Origin of the sequence: Vibrio sp. T3Y01, assembly GCF_013114525.1 — a bacterium.
Classification (GTDB): Bacteria; Pseudomonadota; Gammaproteobacteria; order Enterobacterales; family Vibrionaceae; genus Vibrio; species Vibrio chagasii_B.
The window spans coordinates 141,809-159,747 of the sequence record NZ_VTXJ01000010.1 but is presented as its reverse complement, the minus strand read 5'-3'; the positions used below and the strand labels follow the sequence as shown (position 1 = coordinate 159,747).

Sequence of the window (17,939 nt, the reverse complement as noted above, 5' to 3'; positions counted from 1 at the left end):
AATATTTTTATGGTTGGATGTTCAGTAAAAACAACGTTACTATATGGCACTCCGTACTGTGGTGTTGAGTTCGTATGTTGCACATTAATGACAAAAAATTGGTCTGGTTTACCAAGTATTTGCCAATAACCATCATCATCTTTTCTGCGATCATCTTGAATATGGCGATGTTCAAGAGTGTGAATCAAAAGGTTAAGGCGTTGGTTGAGTTAATTCGAACCGACTATATTGCCGCCCAAAAAGGCTCTATTGAGGCGCAGGTGCTTCAGGTTTCTCAGCAAATTACACACACTCAACGCCTTGTTGAAGATGAAGTAAAAAAGCGCATTACTCGACGGTTAGATAGGGCATACACTGCGGCTCAAAATATCTACTCTTCGAACCAACACCTGCCAGAAGACAAACTTAAGCAACTGATTTTAAATGAGATCAGAAAGCTGAGTTATGCTGAAAAACAAGAATATATCTACGCCTATGACATGCAGGGTACGTCACTCGTTCATCCTCTTAACCCAGAAATTGAAAACACCAATCAACTTAAGACAACAGACACTCAAGGTGTGGCTGTCATCAAAGAGCAAATTGAACTTCTTAAACGGAGTAATGGCGCGTTTTCTCGGTATTTCGTTCCGCGCCCAGAACTAGAGGGGCGAGATATAAAGAAGCCGTATATCGAAAGTACGCACTATGAGAAATTAACCTATATTCGCCGATTTGAGCCCTTTGACTGGTACTTTGGTACTGGCGTGTCTCTCGATGATGTTAAGCGAGCCAGTTATCAAAGGATTCTAGAAATATTGTCGAGAGTAATCGTGGGTGACAATGGCTATCTGTTTGTTTTTGAAAAAAATGGTGACAGCTTACTCCACGCAAATCGAATTCATATAGGGCAAGGGGTTAACGTCTACGATGACCTTGGAAGTCGCTTTAAGCAAGATGTTCTAGCGAAATCTAAAGAGGGAGGATTCGTTGATTATGTTACCGCTGATAAAAATGGCGTTATTGGCCCTAAAAGTAGCTATGTCAAAAAGGTCGGTGATTGGAACTGGATCGTCGGTACAGGCGTGTACTTGAATAATGTCAACGCCTCGATAGAGAAACGAAAAAATGAGTTGTTAGCTGAATCGCGTAACGAATTTGGTCTTGTTCTTATATTGAGTGTGTTGGTGACGATGAGCTGTATTTTCATCAGCGCCCTTATTAGTCGAAGAATATCCACTCGCTTCTCTCAAATGGAGCAGAGAATTGCAGACGATTTTAGCCGAATCCAAAACAGTCGCCGTCGACTGCAACATATGGCAAAACACGACTCGTTGACGGCACTCCCCAATCGTTCTGAACTAGAGCTTCAAGTTAGCCGTGCCATTGCTCACTCAAAACTTGAGGGTAAGTTGGTGGCGTTAGTCTTTGTTGATTTAGATAACTTTAAGCGTATCAATGATCAATTTGGTCATGCGAGTGGAGACGAACTGCTCAAGCAGATAGGTAAGCGCTTTGAAGAGATTTTAGGAGAGAACGATGTTGTTTCTCGTTTTGGAGGGGATGAGTTCGTTTTCTGTTTACCAAGCATTCAAGATCTTATTGAAGCTGAGCGGAAGGTTCAACAAATACAAGATGTCTTCAAGCCATCCTTTAATCTCAAGGGGACAAGCGTTTCTACACGGTGTTCGGCAGGCGTGTCTATGTACCCTTATGATGGTACGGAAGTCGAAGAGTTACTGACCAAAGCGGACATTGTTCTCTACAAGGCAAAGGAGTCGAACAAAGGTGATGCGGTGTTTTACGATGATGTGATCAATCGAAAGGTGAAGTATGACTATGCGGTTGAAAAGCAGTTAGAAACCGCCTTAGAACGCGGCGAGTTCAGCGTGTTCTATCAACCTCAAGTGGACTCTCACTCCAAACAGCTCAAAGGGGTTGAAGCGCTGTGTCGTTGGAACAATAGCTTACTTGGTTTTGTGTCTCCGTTAGACTTTATTCCTGCGGCAGAGCGAGTCGGAAAAATTCACGAGATTGGTGAATTTGTGTTGAGGAAAGCATGTGAAGACACCCTTAACTTGATGCCAAACAGACCTGGGGCTGTGTGTGTATCGGTGAATGTGTCCCCCAAGCAGGTATTCGAACTTGGTTTTGACGAGAAGGTGATTTGTCTAGTGGAACAAGTCGGCATTGCTCCTCAGCGAGTGACTCTTGAACTGACGGAAAATATCCTAATTAAAGACCTGCATATCGTCGAGCCGATACTGAGAAGGCTCCGAGATTATGGGTTTGGTATCTCGCTTGACGACTTTGGTACCGGTTTTTCATCACTCAACTACCTTAATACTCTTCCAATCACAGAGATAAAGATCGACCGATCTTTCATCGGCAAACTGAATTCCAGTCAGCACAGTGAGACTTTGGTAAAAGCCATTATTGATATTGGCGCCTCTTGCCAGATGAAAGTCGTGGCAGAAGGCGTAGAGACCCCTGAGCAGATGGAAAAGTTGCAGCAATACCATTGTGACTTACTACAAGGTTATTACTTTGATAAGCCACTGACTGCTAAAGGATTACTAGACGCCTATTTTCCTGTGAACTCTGAAAGCCTCAAGTGCAACAACGCTTAATTCAATCGATGACTTTGAGTCCACAGGTACCTTGATACGGTTAAGCGTTTACAAGAGGTTAGCTCGTTGTACTTTGAGGGCGGCTATAAAGGTAACCTTGATGCAAGTTGTAGCCCAATTGACACAATATGTACTGTTGTCTGCGCGTTTCAACACCCTCATAAATCATCGTGATGTTTGATAAGCGGCCAATTTCAGAGATGTTCAGTAGTACACCTTGTTGATGTTCCCCTGATTCAATGTCTTTAACGAAACAGCGATCTAGTTTCAGGTAGGTGGGGGAGATCACGCTAATGATTTCGATGTTGTTGTTACCTGTGCCAAAATCATCCAAGGCGATGGTGATCCCGAGCTTCTTGATCGCTTTGATGTTATCGATGACTTCACAGCCATAACCAATGTTTGAGTACTCCGTGATCTCGACGACAAACTCATTCGCTTCCATTGCGTCCAAATGCTCTTTGAGTTTGGAAAAATTATTCCCTACTAACGCACTCGGGCATACGTTGACACCATAGATCTCGTGGCTGTTGTGCAACTTGGCGTTTCTTACCGTTTCAATAAGCAAAATGGTATGAAAAGTCAGTAGGTTGGTGCGTCTCATCGTATTAATAAAGCTAAGAACACCGACATTACGTACCCGAGACAACAACTCGTAGTATAAAACGGTGTTGTCTTCTGTATTGATGATTGGTTCTTCTTCAAACGAGATGTGCTTCCAGCGAAAGAGATAGATAAAGAACCCTAGAATATAAGAGCGATAGAGTAGGATTGCGAGCAATAGTGACAGCACGCTCCATAGTGCAATGATATCGTCACTATAGAAGGTGATGGTAGCACCGCTTGGTAGCAGTGAGGTGTAAATTGACTGGCTGTTATTGCCAAGGTTGAGAATGTAGTAGCCATTCTTTTGAATAGAGACGGAATCAACCAGCAGAGGCAGTAATGAGTTTCTGTAACGCGCTTCAATAGAACCTTTGGAAATACGAACCGTTAGCTTGGTATTATTTTCAGGGTTACTGAAACGAGAATAAACAAAATCAGCACTATCGTAAAAATCATCAATCTGATCGAGCTCAACATACTGAGAACGACTTTTAGAGATGTAGCATGAACCATAAGGTGTAGTCATAACCACCGAATCGAGGTTAAGCGAGTGCCTTAACGAGTGTACCGCGCCCGCGCTATCACAGCCGTAATCCATTACCTCTTCTGCTATGTGCTTGGTGTTCTCGCTGTATTCATTAGCAATTTTCGTTGTATAAAGGATTTGGAAAAAGTAGACAACGAATAGAGAGAGTGAAGTCACAGTGAGTACGGTTATCAGAGACCTGATCAACTCCTTGTAATAAGTGTTGAGCATCAACTTTAGCATCATTATCTGGCTAGGTTTGAACTGGTTGATGTTGTGCTTGGGGGCGATGCGGTTTTCTGAGCTTTTGTCGAGATCAATGAAGTACCCGACTTTATAGAGATTGGAAATGAGTTCGCTATTATTATCAACCTTTGCCTTCTTACATAGGTTTCGGTACTTCTTTCTTATAGAAGCGATAATGTTTTTTAATGCATATAAACTAAACTCTTCATCAAAATGTAATTTAAATGACTCCTCAACATCTCGGGCAGATTGAGGATTTGAAATTGAAGCATTTTCAATTAAATACTTGAAGACAAAACTCTCTTTACTATTAAGAGTTTCCTCTGATATCTTATTACTGTCTCTCTTTATATATATTTTTTCTTCATTATAGATTAGTTGCAAGCTTTCATTATTGTTATTTATATTGAAAGAACAGTGCATAGCTCAACTCCTAAGCGATAGTTATTATATTTGTGTGATTGATATGTGTGGCTGGGATTGTCATTCAACCCAAGAGTCCGTTCTAAATAACATAACTAAAATGTCACCATTTCTCTCAAGATGTTGATACTAATCGCAGAATTCGGGCTGTAATGAAAGGTTGTAGAGATGTTCACCCAAAAGTTGAATTTATAAATGAAAGCCGTGGTTTTACAAGAGACAAGGGGGATTTATCCATTTGTTTTGGTATTTATCCATTTGTCAGCTTCTATATCGGCGGTTTCAGCTGCAATTTTAGGTAGTGCTAATATTGATGGGCGTGGTGTTTTTGATGTCTACTTATGAGGTAGATTTATCATAAATTTTCAGGATAAAGTTTAATAACTAGGTTTAGGATGATATTAATATCATTTAATTTCTGGTTTATATCTATTTATTTTTTAAATTAACTGTATTGATAGGAATATCATTAGTGGTTTTTTTATAGGCTTTAAATCATGGCTGCTAATTTTTATTGATTAAAAATAAATCTGAATTTGATTTTTCAGGACGTGGCTAATTTTAGGTCTAGATGCAAGTGTAAATTGTGATATTGATTCCATGATTGTTCTGATTTTGGTTGGTGTTTGCACTCTATTTTGTTAGGAGATATTTTGAATCGATATGAGTCAGGTTCGTATAATATCTAGCACTCAAATTAAACCTTGTTATATTAAAGGTTTAAATCAAATTTCACCCTTATTGATTGCTTTACAAACAGAAAGCCCCTAATTAGGCAGGCTAATAGGAGCTTTTGTCGACTTTCTTTTGCGGACTTCCTTGTTAGGCTTCCTTTTAAGCCATTTTTTGACAGCTTTTCTTTTTACATAAGTGGAAAGCTAAAGGTTAGAAGTTGAAGCTTGCTGTAACACGTACGACATCTTCTTCGAATGGTTTGGTGCTACCTGAACCGTCGGGTACCATTGCTGAATCATTGATCTTTCCGTAATCCACCGTAAGACCTATCATACGCCAGTTCACTGTGGCGCCCACTGAACCATAAACATTATCGATATTGATGTCGTTGAAAGAAGCGTTTCCCGATTCCACATCGGCATTTAAGTAGTTGATACCAACCTTAGGGATGATATCAAACTCGGCAATTTCAAATCGGTAGCCAATGTTGGAATATAAGCCCCATGCATCTTGTGAGTTTGGCTCGTCCAAATCTACCGCTTCCGTGCCTAATGAAAAGCCACCACCGACAACAATATTATTCGATAGGGCTTTACTATAGCCAAAGGTTGCTAGCTCTTGATTCCCAATAAATGTCACACCGGCCTCAATAGAGTTGTCGCGGTCACTTGCGAGTGCAGACAATGGTAAGCAAGCTGTAACGACAGCGATGGCTGGTAAGACTAAGTGGTTCTTTTTCATGATTCTCTTTCTCATTTTGTATGGACGAAATCAGTCTACAAAATATCGAAGCTCAAATATGAGTCGACAAAAGGTCACATTTGAGCTGAACAAGAATTGACATAAAGAGCGGATAGATAGCTGAAATATTGAGACGAAGGCAAGATTTTATGAGTTAGAAACATACTGTCGTCGGGTGCTAAAAGATCGATATGTTCAAGCAGGTTGTTAGGCCAAATACACGATGCTTGAGTCTATACTCACCACTATTGTTTACTCGCTATTTCAAGTGAATAGCACCGACTTATCGAAGGAATAAGAACTGGCTTTCGACTTCATTTGAAGGGATAGGCTTACTAAACAAGAATCCCTGCAGATATTGGTAACCACAGTCGACCAAGAAGTCCTTCTGCGTTTCTGTCTCAACACCTTCCGCGACCACTTTTAGCCCTAACTTGTCACAGATAGCTTGGGTTGCTTGAACAATGGCTTTGCTGCCTTTGTGTGACCCGTGCACAAAACTTTTATCAAGCTTAACGGTACTAATAGGTAGGTCATGCAACATAGATAGAGAAGAGTAACCAGTACCAAAGTCATCCAGGTGCAGTTCCACACCCAACTTGGCAATGTCGCACAATGCTTGTCTAACTTCGCCATGTTTGAAAATCATGGATGACTCAGTGATCTCAAGGGCGATGCTCTGAGGTCGGATATTGTAGAAGTTGAGCATTGCAGATAGTTGGTCTGCAAAGGTTGCATGCATTTGAATACTCGAGATGTTGATACTCATCGTTAGTTGGTTATCAAATTCTCGGTGCCAAATGGATAGCTGCTTAAGCGCGGAGTTGAGCACCCACTTTCCAAGTGGAACAATCTGACCTGTTTCTTCTGCTAGAGCGATAAACTCGTCAGGTCTAATGTCCCCTAAATCTTTATCTGACCACCGAAGCAGTGCCTCGAAGCCTTTCACTTTATCGCCACTGGTATCCATGATCGGTTGGTAATGGAGTGCGAGATCTTCATTCTCTAGGGCACGAGCTAAGCGATGGCGAATTTCTACTTTCCGATGAAGCGCACGAGCTAAGCTCGGGGTGAAAGTTTGGAAGCGGTTACGTCCGTTAGCTTTTGCCATGTGCATTGCCATCCCCGCTTGTTTTAGTAAGGACTCTTGGTCTATGGCGTTATCTGGAAAGTTTGCAGTACCTATGCTGCAACCCACAGACAGAGTACCGATTCCACTGATATGAAAACTTCGGTTTAGTGCATCAATAATGCGCGTGCAAAGCAGAGGAATGTTTTGATTTCGGCAGGCGTGAGCGATCACGATGAACTCATCGCCACCAAAGCGACCAATCATGCAGGTTTCATCAACTAGTTGTTTTAGGCGCTCACCGACTTGTTTTAGCAACTGATCTCCTACGCTATGCCCATAGGTGTCATTGACCAGCTTAAAGCCATCAAGGTCAACAAACATCAACTCAAAAGGGGAGCGGTAGGCAATGCTGGTTTGCAGTAAGTTGTTGATCCCTCTACGGTTATGAAGTTCTGTTAAGTAATCGTGCTCCGCGTTGTACCTGGCTTTTATCAGCTTTTCTTTTTGTTTGGTGGTACAGGTTAGGTCTAACAGTAGCTCGCTCTTATCGAACAGCCACTTGCCTTGAACGTCAAAGTGATGGGTTTTGTCACCTATTGTACAGCTCACTTCTTCTAGGATCTCTTGCCCCGTTCGTGCTGAAAATAGCCAATGAGCTGCGGTTTCTTCGCTGGAAAGAAAATCGGAGAGGGTGGCAAACGGTGAGCCATAGTTTTGATTAAACGCGGAGTTAGTGCTTACTATCTTACCTGAACGGTCACATAATAGAGAAAGGTTCGCTCCGTCTGAGTAAGCGAGATCGTGCTTAAGGCTGCCTTCTTCGGCAACAACTTGAACTAACATGCCCGTTCGAGCATCAGGTAAAGGAATGCCGGAAAACTGGCATAGTGCGCGTTTGGCTATGTATTTGGGGGTGAAGTTCCACCATGTTTTGATGTTTTCACCACGTAGAAATTGCCTTTGATACTCTTCGAGAGTCGCCTCTATTGCCTTTGACATCTCGACACTAAAGTCGCGTGACGTCAGTTCAAACAAAGATTCTGCCTCCCACAAAGGAAGAGCACTTTGGTTTGCCCATGTGATTCTTTTGTTATCGATGTCATATATCCAAATAGGGCACTTTAGGTACTCGAAAGATTGATAACTTGTCATCATGCTGGACTCTACGTGAGGAAGTTTTAGTTCGATGCCACCGAGCAGGCAGGCCTACTTCGGTGACTTATTAATACAAATCAAACCCTCTCCATATTAGTGAGAAAGGTGTGTTTATAGGTTTAACGAGCGGATGATCTTGGTCACTTTCCCTTCCGGAGTTGTCTCGATGATATAGCCTTTTTTATCATCGAAGATTTCACCATCAATAAAATGCCATCCATTTGGTTTCTTTATGATTTCCTTTGGGAAGTTCTCATCAAACATAGAATGATTTGGATAGACCGTTTCGATAGCTTCGAATAGAAGTTGCGCTTGGTCTTGATTCGCTAGGGTGAAATCTTCTTTTAAGCACATGGTTAATTCAGGCAGTGGCTGAGTCGTAAACGGTTCAGTGACGGTACCTAATACACCTTTTTGTGAGTAGAAACGGTATGAACCTGAACTGCTTTCACTACCATCTGGAGACTTGATATAAGGCGTTGCGCTATAAAATTCACAGTCAAAGACCATTTTTTGAATAATGCTGCTTTGCGGAGCGACCTGAATATCAATCCAAGAACTTACCTGAGATTGAATCTTTTTTATCGTTTCTTGCTTATCCGTATCAGCAAGTAAAGGTACTGAAAATAAAGCAGACGTAGCCAGTAACAGCGAAAGCGGTTTATTCATTTTAAGAGGGTCCCTCTAAGGAGTGATTAAATGACAAATTACAAAGCCATCTATTGATATTGTGAATGTTACTTGAAGTGGTAATGACTTTATAGGAAGGAATGGGGGAGCAAAAAAAGAAAGTGCTGATGAGTGAAACAGGTAATCGGTTTCCTTTAGTGGTCAGTCGAACTTTTTGGTTTTTAAATCTAAACTGGGTCTATTCCTTGGTTTTATAAACTGCAGTGTGACTGGTTAAAAGATGGTTGATTTGATTGTTTTTTGTAAACAATTTTAATGTAAGTGTGGGTAAGAAAATAAAGCAAGTGTAAGCGATTACGATGGGATACGACATTAAATGCAATCGGTGTCATTTTGCGGAGCCTATATAAATCGGAGCTTACAGACGACCTGTTGTCTAATTTTGTAAACGTAGATGTACAAATATGATTATTATGTTTTGCGTACGGTAAAGGCTTGACTCTAATAACAATATTGATGATATATGACCAGTATATATACTGCCCACGCTTTTAATAAATACTGGTGATAGATATGTCGAAAACCAAAGTACTCATTGTCGAAGATGACCAAGAGATCGCTCGTTTAACCACACTCTACCTAGAGGCGGAAGGGTATGAAGTGAGCGTCGTTCATGAGGGAAACTTGGCACTTGAAGCTATCCGAAGTATTGAACCTGATTTAGTGCTGTTGGACCTTATGCTACCAGGTATGAGTGGCGCACAAATCTGCCGAGAGGCTCGTGAGTTTTACAATGGAATGATCTTAGTGCTGACTGCCTCTGCTGATGAAATGAGTGAAGTAAGCTTATTTAAGTTCGGTGCTGATGATTATGTGGCTAAGCCGATACGAGGTCATGCATTGCTGGCCCGAATCGAAGCTCTGTTGAGACGTGCAACGCCGGTTATAACAACGGCGGAAACGGTGCCGGAAAACCAGTGTGAGATCGTCATCAATAACGCCGCCCAAAGTGCCACTTTATACGGACAAAACTTGAAGCTCACATCCGCAGAGTTTGAGATTTTGAACCTTCTTGTTAAGAATGTTTGCCAAGTCGTTACCCGAGACCAATGTTGCCAGCTATTCCGAGGAATAGATTACGCGTTTAACGATCGTTCGATTGATATGCGTGTATCTGGTTTACGCCGAAAGCTGCGCGTCCATGCAAAAGACAAACAGTTAATACGCACTGTACGTAATAAGGGGTATATGCTGGTTGCTTAAATTTATTAAAAAGAAGCTTCGTTCTGTTTCGATGTTTGCTCGGCTCTACCTTGGTATTGTTACAGGGATGTCGGCGACAATATTTTTGTTCCTACACCTTGGTGAAGGACATATGCGAAGAACAGAGATTGAGACCTTTCTCAATGATGGGTTGTACTTTGTTGAGCAGTATATCCAGCATCGCGACAAAGAAGATTCGCTCTACAAGGAACTCGATAGAACAGGTCACCAACAGTTTTTTATTTTCAATTTACGCCTGTTAGAGAATTGGTCGGGAGAACCTCCTTGTCAACGATGTGAGTTACACACCATCTTAAATGGTGTGCCTATTTACCTTAGCGAAAACAACTTGTACTCGGCTGTGTACCAACTGCCGAATTCCAAGTTTAGCTTTGCATTCTGTGAAGTAGGGGACTTCTTTTCTCCTGAAATTGAATGGTATGAGGATTCAGAGCGACACTTTTTAATTGGACTTCTGCTCGCGGTCATCATTGCGATTGGAGCTAGTGTTTACTTACCGGTTAGAGGCTTTCAAGAGAGAATTGAGTCGTTAGTTGAGAAGCAGAAACAGTTTGGTAAAGGTAAACTGAGTACGCGTTCTGAGGCTGAATATATTCATCCTGTTTCCGAGTTGGCTAGCAGTTTTAATTGCATGGCTGAAGAGATAGAAAGCAAGGTGAAAGAGAGCCATATATTTGCTCAAGCAATTCCCCATGAAGTTCGTACTCCGTTGAGCCGAATACAGTTAGCTACTGACATACTGAGACGAGGAGCGCCTGAGCAGCATCAAGCACTTTTTGATGATATTGATACCTACGTGGACGATATCAACGAGCTCACATCAGAGATCATTATGCTCTCGAAGTTAAATGTTATGGACAATTCCTTCTTCGAGTTGGTGAAAGTAAGAGCGAGTTTACTTGAATATTGTTTAGACCGGATTCGTTATTCTGAGTTGGACAATGTGACATTTGAATCAAAGGTGAATCAAGACTGTACGATTAAGTGTGATTGCTCAATGGCTCGCTTGGTGTTTGATAACATCCTTAAGAATGCTGGCAACTATACTAAAGACCATGTTTGGCTGACTTTAGATGAAAACTCAGAAAGCTGGCTAGTAGTCGTTGAGGACAATGGGCCTGGTATTCCTGAGGAGCGTCGTGATGAAGTCTTTGTTCCATTTTCTCGCTTAGACTCGAGCAGAAGCGCTTCAACCGGTGGTTTTGGATTGGGGCTTGCCATTGCAAACTCTGCGGCGAAGAAGTTAGGTTGGAGTATCAAGATCGATGGTAGCATTCATGGTGGGGCTAAGTTCACGATTGTGATTGCTAAGGCGGTTTAACCGTTATTTATCTTTATTGAGCCTACACTCGCTTAGGAAAAACAAAAGCCATGGTTTGAACTGACACCCAATAGTTTAAATCGTGGCTTCTTAACCAGAAACGGCTACTGTTTTGAACGGTGGAGACCATAGATTGCGTGATCAACGATACGACCGTTCAAGTTCTCGCTACGAGTAATGATACCTTCTAAATTAAATTGTAAGCGCTCACAAACCTTGCGGCTGCTTTGGTTCTCGACGGCGGCAGATATTTCAACTTTCTCCATATCTAACTCATGGAAAGCAATATCAATCAGCTTTTTAACCACACGCGTGACAATTCCCCTTCCTTGGTATGGTTCAGACAGCCAATAACCTATCGTTACCTTCTGCATATCATGATCAATGGTATTGAAACTACAGTTACCAACGATGTTGTCTTGGTACACGATGGCACAGGTCATACTTTTACCTTCTGCGTAATCGTGTAGTGAGCGCTGCACGAAGAGCCTAAAATCTTGTTCGGTTTTACAATGTGGCGGCCATACAAGCCACTGACTTAAATACTCATTTTGACTTTGTGAGATTTCCGCATAGTGAGAGGCGAAACGCTCTTCAACCAAAGCAATAGACAATTCGTCATCGATAACTGTTTTAAACATGCATTTCCTTTTTTGACTTTTCAGTTGAGTGGATTTTAGTCGGCAAAACATGATGTCGCATGTTTTTTAATATGCAACCATTTGTAGCACGATTTTTCCGTGATACGTTAGATCTATCACGAAACTCATTAAACCTTACATTAGTTGTGTATATAAACATTAACTATGCATTAGTATTGGCAGCCTAAATATATAAGAACAATAAAAATTCTAGGCTTAAGTAATGAATCAACATTGCCAAGACGTAACCGTAGACCTTAGAAAGGCTCTATTTGGTATAGCTAAGGCGCTTGATAACGTAGGTTTTGAAAGCAAAAATCATGGGCAACGAGTCGGTTATATCGCTTACCGCTGTGCCCTGAGTGTGGGTTGGGAAGAGGAACAAGCACAGCTTGCGTTCTCGTTGGGGCTCATTCACGACTGTGGTGTATCCCAAATTGATGAACAGCTCAGTTTGGTCTCAGGTTTTGTTCCTGATTCCACCCACCATCATTGTCAGAAAGGCTACCAAATCTTAAAAGAGTGTCCCGTACTTTCGATATTCTCTAAACCAGTGCTTTATCATCACACCCCTTGGGTGGAGCTTAAAGCGTTACCTATTAGTGAATTAGAGAAAGAGCTAGCCGCCATTGTCATGCTTGCCGATAGGGTTGATTATCTCTATGGCATTACGTCTTCCGATCGCTATGGCAACCTTACTCCTGATGGTAAAGCGAGCATTATCGAACGCTTGACTGAACAAGCAGATGAGATGTTCGAAACTAACCTTGTGCAACATATGTGTGAGCTTGTCGATTTGGACGACTTCTGGTTCTCGATGGAGATCCCTTACATCGAAAACATGAGGGACAATTTTGAGCCCGTGCCATTCTTCTCTCAACAGATGTCGTTGGATGAAACGGTCGCTTTTGCTGAGTTTATTGCCAATGTGGTGGATACCAAGAGCTCGTTTACCTTTAAGCATTCGTTGAAGGTAGGGCAGCTTTCAGAGTATCTCGCCAAGCAATTGGGTTACTCATATACAACGCAGCGTAAGCTCTATTTAGCTGGTTTGGTACACGATATCGGCAAGTTACAAACACCTGGTGATATTCTTCATAAACCGGGTTTTCTCACCGATGAAGAGTATTGCTGCATTAAGCGTCATGCGACAGATACACGGTTCGCACTTCAGGAGCTGTTTAGTTCACCTCAGATTTGTGAGTGGGCGTCGAATCATCATGAAAGGCTAGATGGTTCTGGTTATCCAATGGGTAAAACAGCAGAAGAATTGGATCAGCCCAGTCGAATTGTAGCCGTTGTAGACGTGTTCCAAGCATTGAGCCAATCTCGCCCGTATCGAAAGGGAATGACACTGGAAGAGACGATGGCGATTTTGACTGAGCACGTTGAGAATCATAAGCTCGACCGCGAAGTGTTTGAGTGTTTGAAGAAGCACGCTCAGTATTGCTTTGAGCTATCAACCGATAAGTGGGCTTACCCGGTTTACGAAATGTGATCATCTTAGAGCAGCTCTAATCCTCTCTCATTTTAGTTGCGCGTTTACAATAACTTACAGTGATGTAGCAAGGCTACTGATATGGTTGTAAAAACCATTCAAGGAATAAGCTGTTGAGAACGAAAATCATACTGCTAGCTTTGGTTGCCGCTTTATCAGGTTGTATGGATGAAGGTGGCTACGATGAAGCCGGTTTGGAACAACTAGTCGATCGACAAGCGAACATTGAAGATGTGACTGATCGATTAGGTCAACCTGATCAGGTCATCAACAGTGATGGAGCGGTTGCTTATATTTATGAGTATGAGCGTGATTTGCTCGCTTTTACGTTTTATAACGGGGAGTTGTTGTTCAAGGAGAGAGCCGCCAACGACGGTCTTTATGATTTTAAGATGATCAAACCAAGGGCTCAGTAAACCGTAAGGACAATAAATCGAGTTTGCTGATCAATTGGCATTGATTAAAGAGAGACAGAAAAGCGATAGCCGAGGCTATCGCTTTTTATTTGGGGGCTTGGTCGCTCAGGGGCAATATATCGAGGTTAGTATCGCTTTAAGATCTCGATGATCTCTTGCTCTGTTTCTGCAGCGATAATGGCATCAATGTCATTATCATTTTGGAACAGCTCTGATAGCGCCATGATGGTATGGATATGACTATCTGAATCCATTGCCGCTAGAGTGATTGAAAGGTAAACGTCGCCGTTATCTTCCGACTCTAAATCAACACCTTTTTTGAATACAGTCACCTGCAGTGATGCTTCGTTTACGCCGTCTTCAGGACGAGCATGAGGCATTGCAATCTTTGGAGCTAGAACATAGTACGCGCCAATGTCCTTGTGCTTTTGTTTGATGGCTTCAACGTAGCTTGCTTCAATCTTGTTGCTCGCTAGTAGTGTTGAACATGTCACATCAATCGCAGCATCAACCGTTAGGTTTTCTTCAGAGTTGATGATAACGCCTTGGTTACCGACTAAATCGAATAAACTCATGAAACAATCCACCCTAGAATCAGACCAACCACACCGAAGTCGAAGTCAGCAAATGTTGTTGCTTCAAGGCCAAGTCCGCCAAGAACAGGAAGCAGTAGCATAGGCAAGAAAGAGATACATAGGCCTTGAGTGAATGAACCTAGAATCGCACCACGTAGGCCGCCAGTTGCGTTACCGTAAACGCCTGCCGCACCACCTACGAAGAAGTGAGGAACGACGCCCGCTACAATGATTGTCCAACCAAGTGCACCTTGTACTGCCATTGCTAGTAGGCCAGCAGCGAAAGAACAAAGGAAGCCGATTAGTACCGCGTTTGGTGCCACAGGGAATACCATTGGGCAGTCTAGAGCAGGTTTTGCGCCAGGTACTAGTTTGTCTGAGATACCTTTAAATGCAGGAACGATTTCAGCAATTAACATCTTCACACCTTGCAGTACGATGTAAACACCGCCGGCAAACACAAGAGACTGCATGAATGTGAACACAACCCAGTTTTGACCATTTGAAACGGTTTCTACGAACTCACCGCCAGCCACAATCGAAGCAAACATGAAGAAGATTGCCATGGTTGTTGCTACTGCGACAGGCGTGTCACGTAGGAACATTAGGCTCTTAGGTACATTAATGTCTTCAGTTGTTTTTGAGGTGTCACCGAACTTACTGCCAATGAAACCAGACACTAGGTATGAGAATGTTGAGAAGTGACCCATCGCTAGTTGATCGGTACCCATTACTTTCTCTGTGTATTTCTGAGCAAGTGCAGGCATGATAACCATCAGTGAACCCACAATGATCGAACCAATTGCAACTAGAGCTGTACCTTGAATGTTCGCTGTAGACAGGATAACTGCAACCAGCATAGACATGAACATTGTGTGGTGACCCGTTAAGAAAATATATTTTAGAGGTGTTAAACGAGCCAATAAAATATTTACAACGAATGCGAAGAACATAATTAGAGCCATTTCATAACCGAATGCTTCTTGTGCTAATGCCACAATTGCTTCGTTATTTGGAATAACACCACTTACGCCGAATGCTTCAGTAAATACTACTGAGAAATTATTTAGTGCGCCAACTAGAGCACCAGCACCAAAACCTAAAATTAGGAAACCCATTACGGTTTTAATTGTGCCTTTAAGAATGGTAGAAATATCTGCTTTCTGTGCAACTAAGCCAATGAAAGCAATTAAACCCACCATGATTGCTGGCTCTTTTAATAAGCCAAGCATAAACTCGAAAAAGTTTTGCATAATTTTGACCTTACATGAAAGTTTTTAGTTGTTCTTCGATTGATGCTTTGTCAAAAATATTTTGTAGACTGATGATGTTTTCTTTACCCGCTTCTTTTAGTTGATTCGCAACGTCAGTTGCAGCAACCCAGATATCCGCAGTGCTTGATGCTGCAGAAGATAGATCTTCGTGATCAACTTCAGCTTCAAAACCAATTTTCTTAGCCACATCTTTCACTGCCATTTCCATCATTAGAGAAGTACCAAGGCCGTTACCGCAAACTACAAGAATCTTTTTCATAATATTTGTCTCGATTGGATTTTAAGGTTTGAGAAACTTCGTTCTCTTATTGTGTGGGAGCATATTAATGGAAATATTGAGATTTCAATAAGACTTGCGTCACAAAGTCAAAATGAGATTGTGACGCAGATCTCGTTAAATTGCGCGAGAAATTCAGAGTGGGATCTTGATCAAATTAAGTTCTCACTTGAATATGCAACGTCTTTTATTTAGATAGGGAGGAGGATCTTTATTTGGATATTAGAATTTGAATCTTGAAAGGTTTAGCTAAGATTAAATGTTGAATTAATCGTATCTTCCGTAATCGGTAAGCATTTTCTTAAGCATGCTATTAACGTCTTTAGTCTTTTTACTTCTTTTAGTTAACTGGCTTAGAGAAGTTGGTTTTGATGCTTCAAGTTTATCTTCATCAATATCTTCAACTTTGTCTTTCATTTTTTGTACTGCTGGCAATAGCATTCTAATTTCTTCATTGTCAGCATTTGTTAACACAACAATATTTTCAGACTCAACTTGAGTAATGGTTAATATTCCGTGTTTAACCGATTCAACCTGTTCGCCAATCATAATTGACTCAGGAGCAACCGAACGATCAGTTAGTTGGCCTGTACGTAATTTAGCCGCACTGATAGCTCGAATATTTCCGGTGTTTTCAAACGCGACGATAACAGTATGAGTATTATAATATTCAACTACTGTCACATAACCGTGTCTATTTGTTTTGAATTTAGCTCCAATGTTCATATCGTGCGGAGCTTCCATTTTCTTCACGTGTTTCCTCTCTTAGTCTCAAGGCTGTTATATCTGATCAGCTCTATTCGTATTTTATAGATATTATTTGGTGAGATACCTACAAAGTATATACGTATCTAAACTTAAGATGAATCTTGAAGTCACGGTAAATGAGGTAGAGCACAGAAAACTGCTAATAATCACACAGAATTAACTAAGAGCTTACTTGGTGATCTACATGGGTTGAACATATTTTGTTCATTTCATAACTCTCATTTACAAGGGCTTGTTACTTAGCGTTTTATTGATTGACGACTCAATAAATTCAACCTGATGTGTGAGCTAATTTATAGAAATAAAGATTATATAAATTATTGATTTGATGAATATTTACGGAGCGAGGCAATGTTTGTTAGAACAGCCTATTCAAAACAATAAGATAGGTAAATCTAATGAAAAAACTCGTCAGTTTACTGCTTGCTGCAGTATCTCTAGGGCTTTCTGGCTGTGCAACAGTATTAACCGCAGAGCAGAGTGCGCCTCAACTCAATGAAGTTCCGCAAGAAAAAGCGCTGACTATAGCTGTGATCGACAAGCGACCATACGTTCTCGATCACGATAAAGAGCCAAAGTTCGAAGGTATTATTCGCAGCTCATTAGGTATTCCTTATACCTACAACACGGCGACACAGCAGCCAATGTCTCAGTTTTTAACGGATAGATTAGTAGCAGGCTTGAAAAAACAGCAAGTAGCCGTTGAGTCGGTAGAAACGACACCGGAAGAGGATATCACCAAGGTCGCTGAGCAGATGAAAGCGTTCAACAATAAATCAATGATGTTCGTCTTGAATGAATGGAAGTATGACTTTCACGCGTTCACGGACAATTCTTGGTACAACGTTAATGTGATTATTTATGATGAAGCGGGCAAAAAGTTACTCAGCAAAAACTTCCAAGGCGAGAATGATGTGCCTGATGGCGGTGCAATCATCAATGAGATGCAACTTATTTATAAACAACGCTTCGAAGAAATCTTCCAAGACACTGAAGTGAAAAGTGCATTGCTAAACTAATCACTTTCGTTTTCTATCATATTTTGAAAAAGCCACGCTCTGTGGCTTTTTGTTTTAGTGTGACTTGTACTTATCCTATTTATTACTAACAAAGTGAATTATCGCGGTAATTAGTTCGTTTTGTATGTTTTATGACCGCGCGATCGTTTGCGTTAAAAAATGTGATGAAAGTCTCAATCAACT

15 protein-coding genes are annotated in these 17,939 nt (G+C 41.4%); 6 read left to right on the top strand and 9 right to left on the bottom strand.

The window, feature by feature from the left end; genetic code table 11:
* Positions 1–74 precede the first annotated feature (74 nt).
* Entirely contained in the window at positions 75–2,609 is a 2,535-nt protein-coding gene (locus tag F0232_RS13250) for an EAL domain-containing protein (RefSeq protein ID WP_105057965.1), read from the top strand.
* A gap of 58 nt (positions 2,610–2,667) precedes the next feature.
* Here F0232_RS13250 and F0232_RS13245 read toward each other — a convergent pair whose 3' ends face one another.
* The 4 genes from F0232_RS13245 to F0232_RS13230 all read right to left on the bottom strand — a co-directional run bounded on the left by F0232_RS13245 (position 2,668) and on the right by F0232_RS13230 (position 8,722).
* Entirely contained in the window at positions 2,668–4,410 is a 1,743-nt protein-coding gene (locus F0232_RS13245; protein WP_061031287.1) for an EAL domain-containing protein, read from the bottom strand.
* Between the two features lie 885 nt (positions 4,411–5,295).
* Positions 5,296–5,826, bottom strand: coding sequence for an autotransporter domain-containing protein (locus F0232_RS13240; RefSeq protein ID WP_061031286.1), 531 nt, complete (start codon positions 5,824–5,826; stop codon positions 5,296–5,298).
* Positions 5,827–6,109: 283 nt separating this feature from the next.
* Positions 6,110–8,053 carry a bifunctional diguanylate cyclase/phosphodiesterase gene (locus tag F0232_RS13235; protein ID WP_105057966.1) on the bottom strand — a complete coding sequence of 648 codons (1,944 nt, stop codon included), beginning with the start codon at positions 8,051–8,053 and terminating at the stop codon, positions 6,110–6,112.
* Between the two features lie 111 nt (positions 8,054–8,164).
* The gene (locus F0232_RS13230; protein WP_061031284.1) at positions 8,165–8,722 is read right to left on the bottom strand and encodes a hypothetical protein; all 558 of its coding nucleotides are present in this window, start codon (positions 8,720–8,722) and stop codon (positions 8,165–8,167) included.
* Positions 8,723–9,256: 534 nt separating this feature from the next.
* On the opposite strand from F0232_RS13230, the gene F0232_RS13225 reads away from it, so the two are divergent.
* Positions 9,257–9,946, top strand: coding sequence for a response regulator transcription factor (locus F0232_RS13225; protein WP_061031283.1), 690 nt, complete (start codon positions 9,257–9,259; stop codon positions 9,944–9,946).
* Positions 9,939–11,288, top strand: coding sequence for a HAMP domain-containing sensor histidine kinase (locus F0232_RS13220; RefSeq protein ID WP_061031282.1), 1,350 nt, complete (start codon positions 9,939–9,941; stop codon positions 11,286–11,288). The genes F0232_RS13225 and F0232_RS13220 overlap by 8 nt, the downstream gene beginning before the upstream one ends.
* Before the next feature lie 104 nt (positions 11,289–11,392).
* On the opposite strand, the gene F0232_RS13215 is transcribed toward F0232_RS13220, so the two are convergent.
* Positions 11,393–11,929: a GNAT family N-acetyltransferase gene (locus F0232_RS13215; RefSeq protein WP_105057967.1), complete on the bottom strand. Its 537-nt coding sequence runs from the start codon at positions 11,927–11,929 to the stop codon at positions 11,393–11,395.
* Positions 11,930–12,152: 223 nt separating this feature from the next.
* On the opposite strand from F0232_RS13215, the gene F0232_RS13210 reads away from it, so the two are divergent.
* The gene (locus F0232_RS13210; RefSeq protein ID WP_105057968.1) at positions 12,153–13,427 is read left to right on the top strand and encodes an HD-GYP domain-containing protein; all 1,275 of its coding nucleotides are present in this window, start codon (positions 12,153–12,155) and stop codon (positions 13,425–13,427) included.
* Positions 13,428–13,540: 113 nt separating this feature from the next.
* Complete coding sequence (locus F0232_RS13205; protein WP_239931458.1) at positions 13,541–13,843, top strand: hypothetical protein; 303 nt, start codon at positions 13,541–13,543, stop codon at positions 13,841–13,843.
* A 125-nt stretch (positions 13,844–13,968) separates the two neighbouring features.
* Here the strand turns inward: F0232_RS13205 and F0232_RS13200 are convergent, their stop codons facing one another.
* The 4 genes from F0232_RS13200 to F0232_RS13185 all read right to left on the bottom strand — a co-directional run bounded on the left by F0232_RS13200 (position 13,969) and on the right by F0232_RS13185 (position 16,713).
* The gene (locus F0232_RS13200) at positions 13,969–14,418 is read right to left on the bottom strand and encodes a PTS sugar transporter subunit IIA (protein WP_061031278.1); all 450 of its coding nucleotides are present in this window, start codon (positions 14,416–14,418) and stop codon (positions 13,969–13,971) included.
* Positions 14,415–15,671: a PTS ascorbate transporter subunit IIC gene (locus F0232_RS13195; RefSeq protein ID WP_004740069.1), complete on the bottom strand. Its 1,257-nt coding sequence runs from the start codon at positions 15,669–15,671 to the stop codon at positions 14,415–14,417. The genes F0232_RS13200 and F0232_RS13195 overlap by 4 nt, the downstream gene beginning before the upstream one ends.
* A gap of 10 nt (positions 15,672–15,681) precedes the next feature.
* The gene (locus F0232_RS13190; protein ID WP_004740070.1) at positions 15,682–15,951 is read right to left on the bottom strand and encodes a PTS sugar transporter subunit IIB; all 270 of its coding nucleotides are present in this window, start codon (positions 15,949–15,951) and stop codon (positions 15,682–15,684) included.
* Positions 15,952–16,236: 285 nt separating this feature from the next.
* Complete coding sequence (locus F0232_RS13185; RefSeq protein WP_008217326.1) at positions 16,237–16,713, bottom strand: hypothetical protein; 477 nt, start codon at positions 16,711–16,713, stop codon at positions 16,237–16,239.
* Between the two features lie 422 nt (positions 16,714–17,135).
* Between F0232_RS13185 and F0232_RS13180 the strand changes: the two genes are divergently transcribed.
* Positions 17,136–17,756, top strand: coding sequence for a hypothetical protein (locus tag F0232_RS13180; RefSeq protein ID WP_004740072.1), 621 nt, complete (start codon positions 17,136–17,138; stop codon positions 17,754–17,756).
* Positions 17,757–17,939 lie beyond the last annotated feature (183 nt).